This is a genomic window from uncultured Nostoc sp. (assembly GCF_964245445.1).
Taxonomy (GTDB): domain Bacteria; phylum Cyanobacteriota; class Cyanobacteriia; order Cyanobacteriales; family Nostocaceae; genus Nostoc.
In genome coordinates, this window is the sequence record NZ_CAXTNE010000149.1 from 9,986 (window position 1) to 18,940 (window position 8,955).

Consider the following 8,955-nt stretch of genomic DNA (forward strand, 5'->3'; position numbering starts at 1 on the left):
TCGCCGTGGGTGGTGAACAATGCGGGCACTATATTTCAGGGAAAGGGATTTAAGTAGTCAGACGCAATTAACTAACGTAAGTTCGATGAATTAAAAATCGCTAGAAGCTGTGCAGGTAAGTGTTTGAGATGAATATAAAGTAATGGTTTTTGCTCCCCCATGAGCGGTTATTCTCGAAAAAAACTAGAAAAGATAAGATTGACAAATAGTAACGAGGTTTTAACGAGAGACTGGAGTTATGAAATCGGCGATCGCTTATTTACTTATGTAGTAGGTGGAGGTGACTGGGCTAACAGTGAAAGATTGTTTGTTTTCAAGAGAAATGAGCAAATTTACTATGGAGGAGATTTGCACGACTCGACGAAACCAAAATTTCAAGAATACTTCGGTATGAATCCTCTTTCATATATAACGCAATCTCCCGTTCTGGGCGTAACGGTGGAATGAAGGTTTCAGGGGTTCCGGTTTGGTGATTTAGCCCTATTTGCTCAACTTGCTGGCTGAATAGTGCCTCAAACCCTATTAACTTCCGATCCATAGTGAGCGGACATTCGCTAAAAGAAACAAGAAAACTGAGTATGATCCACAAATAAACTTAGAACGCTAAACAGGAAAATTTATTATGGCATTAACTCAAGCTATTAAGGCTGTTGAAAATACAAGAGAAATACGTTGCGAACAAGGCAAACAAGACAAATCTTCTTATTATAAGCTGGTGGTGTATATATGGAGTTCAGGTCGCACAGACGTGGTAGGACATATATCGGTGGGGTTCATTAACTCGAGTGGAATCCAAACAGAATTGATAGGGTTCTCTCCAGAGACTCTGCCCAGTGGAGCCAAGGAGGAATTGTGGTTGCTGTGGAATGGAACAAAGGGAAAAGTATACTCAGCCGATGATGAACATGACGCCGACCGAGGATTGTATAAAAAAGAATATCCGATCACAATAAGCGGCTATAAGAATGCGATGAAGATAATAGTACAAGATATGCATAACCCGCCGCGATATGGCTGGTTTTCGGACCATCATACATGTGCGTCATGGGCAGTTAAAATAGGGAAAGCAGCAGGAGTAGATGTGGATGGAAATGGAATTAATTCATGGTTCCGTGGAAATTTGCCAATTTTGTACGATGGCGCTAAGCTAAGCCCGGAGGAGCGCAAAACATTTGATGAAAGGTGGACGAGGGGGTAGGGCAAACGCATCTAAAGTATAAAAATCCTTTAATTCCAAGGGTTTCGGCGTTTTTAAATTTAGCCTATTTTTTCGTCAAGATCCTTATCTAGCAAGGGTTTCAGAAATACCGTGCGTTCGCCCTGGAGGAGGGGGTTAGTGCAATCGTCTGATCTTGTAGTGTGCTCGCTGCTTTCGTCGGGTGAGGCATCGCCTTTGACACCTTGGGCATTAAAGGCCAGTCTGGCATCCTCCAATCGATGAATACCCGCGCCCAGTTTTTAGCCAATCCTCAGCACAAGGTGGTTTTCATTTCACCCCAAAACACTGCTGTTGGCTTAATCAGATTGAAATTTGGTTTAGTATTCTCACACGCAAACTCTTGTCTAGAGGTAGTTTTTCTTCTCAAGCGGATCTCAAACAGCAGAGGCTTGAATTTTATTGACTACTTTAACCAAAAGTTAGCTCGTCCTTTTCAATGGACTTTTAAAGGGAAGCTGTTGGCGGCATAACCCTATCTAAACTTACGCCACAGTCCGTGATGGACAAATAATCTTTTGTATGATAATCCATGTGCTTGGCATTTTGTTCTTTTAGAATAAACACTATTCAAACCAGGGAGACAGAAAGTGACCATAAAGTGTGTCAGTTTTGATTTGTGGCTCACTCTTATTAAGCCGCATTCAGGATCTCATCACGAGCGTGTGCAAATACTTGCACGTGCATTTGGGACAGAAGCAAATGAAGAACTTTCGCAGCTTGTATATGCAGTGAGCAAGGAGCTTGATATTCGTTCGGAACAAACTGGTACTGACTACGATTGTAGCGCTCGCATAGATTTACTGGCCGACAAGCTCGGCAAAACCCGGTTTAAGCAGGCACGCCGTGCACTTCTGGTACGTCAATGTCAGTCGAGCATCCGCAGGAATCAGCCGTCGCTCATTGACAGTGATATTGCCAACATTCTTACATCGCTCCGCGAAAAGGGTATTAAGACAGCACTCGTAAGCAACACGGGATATGCTGAAGCTTCAGTCATGCGAGAAATCGTGAAGAACCTAGGCCTTGCGCCCTTGTTTGATCTGATGCTCTTCTCGAGCGAAATGGGTATTCCCAAGCCGTCGCCGGCAGTGTACCAAAAAATATGTGACGCATTTAACATTTTCCCGAACGAGATCCTTCATATTGGAGACTCGCTGAAGGCAGACTATAATGGTGCACGATTGTTTGGAGCGCGTGCATTACTTTTCTCACCTGAGACACCAAACGTTGAGTATGAGTGTGTTCAGTCGATACGGGAAGTGATGGGATATATCCGCACATCTGAACCGATCGCTCGTTTCCCGCTTTATGAGCTAACAGAAGTTGACGGGACTGTTGTCGATGTCAACGGACGTTCGTTCTCGCCAGTCGAGTATAGTCGGTTCAAGCATGGCGACGTTGCTATTCTACAGAAGTACGGGTACGAGCTGGCTGATCACTTTATCAAGCACTTTGGTGAACAGCTGCAGCGAGATCCTCGATGCGTCGTGGTTGCACCGTTTGCATTCATGCATGTGCCGACTGCAGCTGGGAACATGATGGAATGGTTTCATGAACGGCTTGGTATGTTTATGTCTTTGCATAGTCTGCCGTGCATTGAGCGTTTCCATGTGTACAAGCACGTAAGCAATCACCAGCAAGATGACAACTATGCGAAGGTATCGAACGAGGAGCGTAAGCGTATCCTCGATGCGATCACCTTCTCGGTAGACACGACACGCTTAGTGGGAAAGACCGTTGTTTTCATTGACGACATCTTCATTACCGGCAGTTCTGAACGCAAGCATCTCGAAACCGTGCATGGTGCTGGAGCGCGAGACATCACATTCCTATATGTTGCTCGGATGGATCCAAAAGTTGCATCTGTTGCTCCTAGTATTGAAAGCCGCCTTAACCAGACACTTGTTAAGGATCTTGATGACATCGCCATGATATTTCAACCCGGAAACTACAGAATGAACCTCCGCAACTGTAAGCTCATCCTCCGGTCGAGCATTGATCTGGTACTGCGGTTTGTACGACAACTCCATTCTTCCGTGCTGCGAGATATCTACGCTACCTGCCTTGCCAACAGCTATTACCTTGAACCACGATACACCGATACGTTCGCTTGCATTGAGACAGAGTTTAGAAAGAGGATAAGAGACAGGGCAAACGTACCTTAAACTGGCACAATTAAGGTTGATGCTTAAATAAATATGCGTGCGTTTTGTGTAAATTAAGATATAGAAGATTGTTCAAAAGTAAGGACATCAATACCAAAACGCTGACGCAGAAAAATACGCAGAGTATGACTGGTCATTTTAGAGGCAACATGAACGCAGAGAGCGTCAACTTTTCTTCTCAGCAGACGCTCCAAATTACGTCCAGTATTTTGTACCTCGTTAAAGACACCTTCAACACGCTCGCGCAGACTGTTTAATAAACTTTTAAATGCTTTTGGCTGTTGTTGAAATTGGTTTGCGCGTTTGGGAGTGAAAATTTGATTACCTGTACTTTTGGAAATATCGGTTTGCCATTCAGCACCAATAAATCCTTTATCGGCCAAGATGCGATAGCCACGAACACAGTCTAAAACTGATTCGGCTGCATTACGTTCATCAGTACTGGCTGGCACCAACGAGTAAACTAGAGGAATTCCGGTCAAGGTACTTACGAGTACCAATTTGTAGCCAAAGTAATTCATTTTACGACTGGCACACCACCCATAATCTGCACTGCCAGTAAAATCACTTTGGCGTTTGTTACGTTTGTAGCCAACTACTGGTACTGGTTTGGTATCTAACAACAGGGTACGCTCAAAAATTGCTCCCAACTCTTGAACCTGAATGGCACTAAGAAAAGCCAAAACACTTGTGGTTTAAGCGGTTTGCAATTGTTTTCGTAATTCATGCCGAGGTTTCGTCATCAAGGGGTAAGCTTTTGGGCGACGTAAAAGGACTCGTGGTTCACTTCTTGCGGGGCGATCGCTCACAGCTTTGTGAGCAATAATTTTAAGTCTCATTGCGGTAAATTTGGAGACGTTTTGTTGAAGTTGCTGCTAATAATTCGGGAATAAAGTTATTTAAATGATGACGAGTACCTTGTAACGATAAGCGCAACGGAGGGGTAGGATAAGTAGTGCCTGCCGACCACATCAAACTACGAAGTAGATTGTAGGCAAGTAAATAAACGTAAATTTCTTTGCGTACCATTGAGGGGGTTTTACAGCGCAAAACATCCATCCCGCATTTGTTTTAAGATGTCTTAAATCTAATTCAACGTCCCAGCGCTGACTGTAAAGCCCAACAATTTCGCTTGGTAGAATAGGTTGTTGTATCTAATAGAGTAGTGATTAAACTAACTCGTTGAGTACGAAAACCAGGAATAAAAATGTAGTAGTAAATTTCGCGTACAGTTATGGAAGTAGGTAAGGCTAAAAATTCATCCTTGCTCAATCCTGCGGGGCATCTTTTAGGCTTATACCAAGTAACAACTTTGTCACAATCTCCAATAATTTTGCCTTTTCGCATAGTAATTGTACGAGATTAGTGTTTGCGAAATACGGCATCACAATCAAGTTGTTTAATAGCAAACATATCGGCGTAAGCACAAAAAGCTCTATCCCCTCAAAGCACATCATTTGGTTTGAGAAAACTGTACAACCTCCGAGCTAATTTAATATCATGAGTGTTCAGAACGTCTATGCACAAAGCAGTAGCGGCTCCCGTTACTAAACTGAATATCACACCAATTTTGGCAATTGGGAACCCACATCCTGGTTTTTGAGTGCTAGGTTGAGGGTAAACTTTGCTGGTTCTCTATAGTGTCAGGCATAGATACTGTTGACCTATCTATTACCAACACCTTCCGTCCACACCATAAATGTTCTGTTCCTACCTTTTCTTCTAACCTTTGTCCAACCTGACTAAAAAGTTTTTCTAAAAACTTTTCTGGGAATCTAGACCGCGCTTGACAATAAGCGCTTGTGTCAGTTTATGGAATTTCTACTCCAATTCCAGCCAAATAAGCAATAATTTTACTCACTGCATTATGGCAACTTTTATCAGTATCCAAAACCTGAGATAAAAACGCCCAAAGCGTTACTATTGGGTCAAACAATCGCCGATAATATCTAATGTTTAGCTCATCAAGTGCTTGTTCAATTACACTTGTTGGTAACAATTCTTTAAAAGGTAATCCCAAACTTTGATTAAATCTATCCTTGAGGATTTGTACTCGCAGTGTCACAGTAGTATTTATGATGTTTGCTTACTCGTCTCAAAGAAAGTATTTCATGAACGAGTAAGCTTTTCCTACCTAAAAATTTTTTGGACAGCCCGTGCATCATCGCCCCATCCATAAAGCTCTGTCTGATCCGGAAGCGATCGCTCGACCTACCCACTCACTGTTCATTGATTAAAAGTTGAAATCCTTACATCGTATAGCTTATAGCTTTTCTTAGTGCCATTCGGTTTTGACACCCTCAAGTTACCTTGAACGTCTTGACGTTCAACTCTGATCAGTGACATCGGACGTGTCGCCGCTTTACGGAAATGCAGATTTTTCCATAGGCTAACCCGTACCCGTTGTAGTTTCGGATCATCTACCTCGAAGACAAATGTTGTTTCACCCCATGTTGTTGGTTCATTTAACTTGAATTTATCACTATGTTTTTTGGGACAGCCAATACCTGCATAAGCTCCTGGTTCGCCCCATAAGCAAAGATTTGAACGCAACCGTACAAGAATGTCACATGGAATGTTGGCCGTCTTCAAAATGAAAGGAGCGCAGCCATATTCACTGTTAGTAGACCGAAAAGTTTTCCAGAAGCGTTACCAATCCTTGATTTGGGCTTTGGAATAGCAGGAGCCGAAATCAGTTTCTAAGGAGCGTTTCAAGAACTTTTGTTCTAGGCAGACTTAAGAGCGATCGCAAAATTGCGAGTTCTTCATCAGTCCATTTGATATTCATGATCTCACCTCTGATATTGATGCAGAGATAGAATGTGTGTCAGTCTGTCCTTGTACAATTTGAGCGCTGATTGATTCAAAGTCCACCTGAGCAATATTCAAATCAATCAGCATCTCACCACTGTTGTAGAGGTCTGTAATGTGCTGCTTGATTGCCGACTCTGATAGTCCATCAGGAATATTTAGGTGCGCTTCGCTGGTGATTTTATCTACTACTGTGACGATGACTTTCATGGCTAATTCCTCTAAAATAAGAATTCAGGAGTCAGAATAATTCTGTATTCTGAACCCTGACTTTTGGTTTAACTTGCCCCAGTCTTTACTGTTTGCACCTGTTGCATCCATGCGTTGATTGCCGTTAATTCATCAGCACCGTTAGCAACAGCATTAAAAACCTGCTTATGATACGAAGATTCAGCATGATTGGGATAGTCGCACTTGTCTGCTGCCCAAGCCAAACACATTGTTTTTACCAGTTCATTAATCTTGGTAATATGAAGTAGACTTGGGCGGTCAACATCCTAAAATTCCAACCACTCTTTGACTAAATCAAGAGGATAATCAAGCAAAGTGCGGATATTTTTGATTCGTAGGTCTTGAGGGTGTACTTTTTGCGGAACTACACTAAGTTTCGCTGGAGCTACTGGGGTTTCTGCTATCGATGGGATAGTTGAGGATGTGCCACCTAAGCGAGATTGAATGTTATTAATGATTGTTCCCCAATCAGCATTTTTATCCCATTCTCTTTCAATCCTGCTTTTAGTTACTGCATCATAAAGATTACAGAAAACCGTATTTTGTTCACCAGCAATAGCAGCAATAATCAGTAGCTTAGAAAAATCCTGGATATCTGATGCAGCCAGAAGAAAGCTTTTGGCGAAGTTCGTTTCAACACCACTTCTTATGACATAAACTTCGTCAGCGTTCACTACAATATCGAGCTTTAGATTGTCCTTACCTTAGAATTCTTTAGTGGTCAATCGTAGTTCAGACAGATACCCAGTTAAGGCTCTTTGGGAAACAGGAATGGTTTTCTCCCTGTCAATATCGTAGTGATACCACAGGTAAGATTCTCCACCTAACTCAGCGTTTTTGACATAGAGATAAATCGGTTCGGGAGGGTTGCATAAACCTAGTTTGATTTCAGTAACCATGTTGACTGTGACCTGTGTAATAATTAGTGGTTTGTAGCATAAACTTTCAGTGCTTTACGATTGCTTGAATAAAAGCTGAGATTCAAGCAATCGCTTTTCTACTAAACAGAAGGTTCTTGATTGTGCTCTAACTCCCATTGCAGATAGGTGAGCGCAGTTTGAGCATCAGCAATGTTTAAATCAGGTTGATATCCCAAGTCCAACAGTTGTCTGTAGTCTGGGTGCGTAGCAATTTCAGATATCAGGGTTTGGGCTTGTTCAATTAATTGGTGCAGATTGGGGTTAGACATTTCTATGCTAAGCCGTAAACATAATCCTCTGCCTTTACACCTATTTTTCCTGGCTCAATCTCGGTTTCTAACTCTTCAAGCAGAGATTGAAAGTTTGGCTGAGAATCGTTAATTTCAATCTCAAATAAATCTGCACTCTTTGTAACGATAGTTACCCAATCTGGTAAAGTTTGTGGAATGTTTTTCGCGTAAAGTTTCATGATTTTCTCCTCTGTGATTAATAACCTAAAAATCCTCGGCAATCTCCAACAAAAAGCCGCGCCCCGTGTTCTGCACCTGGAGAGAAAAGTAGAGAGGGCATTTTTTGAGGCGGGAAAGGCTTTAATGGAACTCCGCGATCGCAGACTGTACCGCTCGACCCACAAAACCTTTGAGGAATATTGCAGGGACAGGTTTAGTTATACTTACCGCCATGTAAATTATCTAATAGCTGGTTGTTTGATAGTTGACAATATAAAAATGAGAACTAATAGTTCCCAAAATGAAAGCCAGGATGAAATGGGAACTAATAGTTCCCAAATTTTGCCTACATCAGAAGTACAAGTTCGCCCTCTGGCAAAGCTAGAACCTCAACAACAGCCAGAAGCATGGCAGCAGGCGGTAGAACAAGCAGGGGAGCAACGCGAAAAAGTGAGATCGGGGTTTAGTTCTCAATTACACCTCTATATTCTCAACAAAACTTGGTTTTTTAGTTGCGATCGCATCCCGAAACAAGCTATATACGTCCCAGGTTGCAGCACCTCACAAAATCGCGTTGCTCCCCAAGCAGAGGGTAAAGTCCCAAGTGGTAGAATCGTCAAAGATGTTGTGCAGCGCATCATGGAAAAGACGAAAGTACCCGACACCTACCAAATTGGGGAAGTCTGTCAAATTCTTGTAAAAGACAACCCAGAACTCAGAGGTAAAGGTGGATGCTGGGGGATAGTCGCAAGAGTGAATGATTTTAGTTGCACTGTCAAAAGCTGGGATGGGGAGTATACCGTTGCTTTGCAGCACCTCAAATCTTACAATTACCTCCCTGCCGAGTGTAAGCAGATGCGGCAGATATGCGATCGCATCAGTCGGGTGTATTCCGATTTGCTGGAGGAGGCAGTTAAAAATCTGTTGCAATCCTTGGGCAAACTAAATCGACCTTGGTTGACTGCTGTAGAGGAAAAATTGTTGAGTGTTCTGGAGTCGGAGTATGGGCGTGAAATAACCCACTGAAAAATTTTGGCACTTTTCGAGTTGTAGGGATTTTTTTCAAAAATCAAAAAGGAGTCCTATATATGAGTTCTTGACTGGGATATACAGCAGATTGCAGGTTTATGAAGTACAGTAGCAACAGTCTGTAAACCAGT

Annotated in this window: 17 protein-coding genes; 5 read left to right on the forward strand and 12 right to left on the reverse strand. The window is 42.5% G+C overall.

The features are described from left to right. Positions 1 to 198: 198 nt before the first annotated feature. The 4 genes from ACFE90_RS22560 (at position 199) to ACFE90_RS22575 (ending at position 3,384) form a co-directional block, all read left to right on the forward strand. Positions 199 to 447, forward strand: coding sequence for a hypothetical protein (locus ACFE90_RS22560; protein WP_375504488.1), 249 nt, complete (start codon positions 199 to 201; stop codon positions 445 to 447). 175 nt (positions 448 to 622) lie between these two features. Beyond that, complete coding sequence (locus ACFE90_RS22565) at positions 623 to 1,198, forward strand: hypothetical protein (RefSeq protein WP_375504490.1); 576 nt, start codon at positions 623 to 625, stop codon at positions 1,196 to 1,198. A gap of 331 nt (positions 1,199 to 1,529) precedes the next feature. Then, positions 1,530 to 1,622, forward strand: a complete 93-nt coding sequence (locus ACFE90_RS22570) for a hypothetical protein (protein ID WP_375504520.1) — start codon at positions 1,530 to 1,532, stop codon at positions 1,620 to 1,622. A 184-nt stretch (positions 1,623 to 1,806) separates the two neighbouring features. Continuing rightward, positions 1,807 to 3,384 (forward strand): phosphoribosyltransferase family protein, encoded by a 1,578-nt coding sequence (locus ACFE90_RS22575; RefSeq protein WP_375504492.1) that lies wholly within the window; start codon positions 1,807 to 1,809, stop codon positions 3,382 to 3,384. Positions 3,385 to 3,437: 53 nt separating this feature from the next. Here the strand turns inward: ACFE90_RS22575 and ACFE90_RS22580 are convergent, their stop codons facing one another. The 12 genes from ACFE90_RS22580 to ACFE90_RS22635 all read right to left on the reverse strand — a co-directional run bounded on the left by ACFE90_RS22580 (position 3,438) and on the right by ACFE90_RS22635 (position 7,815). After that, positions 3,438 to 4,067, reverse strand: coding sequence for an IS982 family transposase (locus ACFE90_RS22580; protein ID WP_375504494.1), 630 nt, complete (start codon positions 4,065 to 4,067; stop codon positions 3,438 to 3,440). Between the two features lie 12 nt (positions 4,068 to 4,079). After that, positions 4,080 to 4,223, reverse strand: coding sequence for a hypothetical protein (locus ACFE90_RS22585; RefSeq protein WP_375504496.1), 144 nt, complete (start codon positions 4,221 to 4,223; stop codon positions 4,080 to 4,082). Further along, positions 4,213 to 4,413 carry a hypothetical protein gene (locus ACFE90_RS22590; RefSeq protein WP_375504498.1) on the reverse strand — a complete coding sequence of 67 codons (201 nt, stop codon included), beginning with the start codon at positions 4,411 to 4,413 and terminating at the stop codon, positions 4,213 to 4,215. Before ACFE90_RS22590 ends, ACFE90_RS22585 begins: the two co-directional genes overlap by 11 nt. 63 nt (positions 4,414 to 4,476) lie before the next feature. Then, positions 4,477 to 4,731 (reverse strand): hypothetical protein, encoded by a 255-nt coding sequence (locus ACFE90_RS22595; protein ID WP_375504500.1) that lies wholly within the window; start codon positions 4,729 to 4,731, stop codon positions 4,477 to 4,479. Between the two features lie 463 nt (positions 4,732 to 5,194). Continuing rightward, complete coding sequence (locus ACFE90_RS22600; RefSeq protein WP_375504502.1) at positions 5,195 to 5,449, reverse strand: hypothetical protein; 255 nt, start codon at positions 5,447 to 5,449, stop codon at positions 5,195 to 5,197. A gap of 161 nt (positions 5,450 to 5,610) precedes the next feature. Further along, entirely contained in the window at positions 5,611 to 5,976 is a 366-nt protein-coding gene (locus ACFE90_RS22605) for a hypothetical protein (RefSeq protein WP_375504504.1), read from the reverse strand. Between the two features lie 192 nt (positions 5,977 to 6,168). Beyond that, the gene (locus ACFE90_RS22610; protein ID WP_375504506.1) at positions 6,169 to 6,405 is read right to left on the reverse strand and encodes a hypothetical protein; all 237 of its coding nucleotides are present in this window, start codon (positions 6,403 to 6,405) and stop codon (positions 6,169 to 6,171) included. Positions 6,406 to 6,473: 68 nt separating this feature from the next. Further along, the gene (locus ACFE90_RS22615; protein ID WP_375504508.1) at positions 6,474 to 6,635 is read right to left on the reverse strand and encodes a hypothetical protein; all 162 of its coding nucleotides are present in this window, start codon (positions 6,633 to 6,635) and stop codon (positions 6,474 to 6,476) included. A gap of 57 nt (positions 6,636 to 6,692) precedes the next feature. Beyond that, positions 6,693 to 7,100, reverse strand: coding sequence for a hypothetical protein (locus tag ACFE90_RS22620; RefSeq protein WP_375504510.1), 408 nt, complete (start codon positions 7,098 to 7,100; stop codon positions 6,693 to 6,695). A 30-nt stretch (positions 7,101 to 7,130) separates the two neighbouring features. Continuing rightward, the gene (locus ACFE90_RS22625; RefSeq protein ID WP_375504512.1) at positions 7,131 to 7,325 is read right to left on the reverse strand and encodes a hypothetical protein; all 195 of its coding nucleotides are present in this window, start codon (positions 7,323 to 7,325) and stop codon (positions 7,131 to 7,133) included. Between the two features lie 101 nt (positions 7,326 to 7,426). Then, positions 7,427 to 7,615, reverse strand: coding sequence for a hypothetical protein (locus ACFE90_RS22630; protein ID WP_375504514.1), 189 nt, complete (start codon positions 7,613 to 7,615; stop codon positions 7,427 to 7,429). Positions 7,616 to 7,617: 2 nt separating this feature from the next. Continuing rightward, positions 7,618 to 7,815 (reverse strand): hypothetical protein, encoded by a 198-nt coding sequence (locus tag ACFE90_RS22635; RefSeq protein ID WP_375504516.1) that lies wholly within the window; start codon positions 7,813 to 7,815, stop codon positions 7,618 to 7,620. Between ACFE90_RS22635 and ACFE90_RS22640 the strand changes: the two genes are divergently transcribed. Continuing rightward, a complete protein-coding gene (locus ACFE90_RS22640; RefSeq protein WP_375504518.1) occupies positions 7,814 to 8,821 on the forward strand; it encodes a hypothetical protein in 1,008 nt (335 codons plus the stop codon). The genes ACFE90_RS22635 and ACFE90_RS22640 overlap by 2 nt on opposite strands. Positions 8,822 to 8,955 lie beyond the last annotated feature (134 nt).

Bases quoted from the DNA above. Each gene is read 5' to 3' on its own strand.
- ACFE90_RS22625 (WP_375504512.1), bottom strand. From the start codon at position 7,325: ATGGTTACTGAAATCAAACTAGGTTTATGCAACCCTCCCGAACCGATT.
- ACFE90_RS22585 (WP_375504496.1), bottom strand. From the start codon at position 4,223: ATGAGACTTAAAATTATTGCTCACAAAGCTGTGAGCGATCGCCCCGCA.
- ACFE90_RS22615 (WP_375504508.1), bottom strand. From the start codon at position 6,635: ATGTGTTTGGCTTGGGCAGCAGACAAGTGCGACTATCCCAATCATGCT.
- ACFE90_RS22565 (WP_375504490.1), top strand. From the start codon at position 623: ATGGCATTAACTCAAGCTATTAAGGCTGTTGAAAATACAAGAGAAATA.
- ACFE90_RS22595 (WP_375504500.1), bottom strand. From the start codon at position 4,731: ATGCGAAAAGGCAAAATTATTGGAGATTGTGACAAAGTTGTTACTTGG.
- ACFE90_RS22635 (WP_375504516.1), bottom strand. From the start codon at position 7,815: ATGAAACTTTACGCGAAAAACATTCCACAAACTTTACCAGATTGGGTA.
- ACFE90_RS22590 (WP_375504498.1), bottom strand. From the start codon at position 4,413: ATGGTACGCAAAGAAATTTACGTTTATTTACTTGCCTACAATCTACTT.
- ACFE90_RS22630 (WP_375504514.1), bottom strand. From the start codon at position 7,615: ATGTCTAACCCCAATCTGCACCAATTAATTGAACAAGCCCAAACCCTG.
- ACFE90_RS22640 (WP_375504518.1), top strand. From the start codon at position 7,814: ATGATTTTCTCCTCTGTGATTAATAACCTAAAAATCCTCGGCAATCTC.
- ACFE90_RS22610 (WP_375504506.1), bottom strand. From the start codon at position 6,405: ATGAAAGTCATCGTCACAGTAGTAGATAAAATCACCAGCGAAGCGCAC.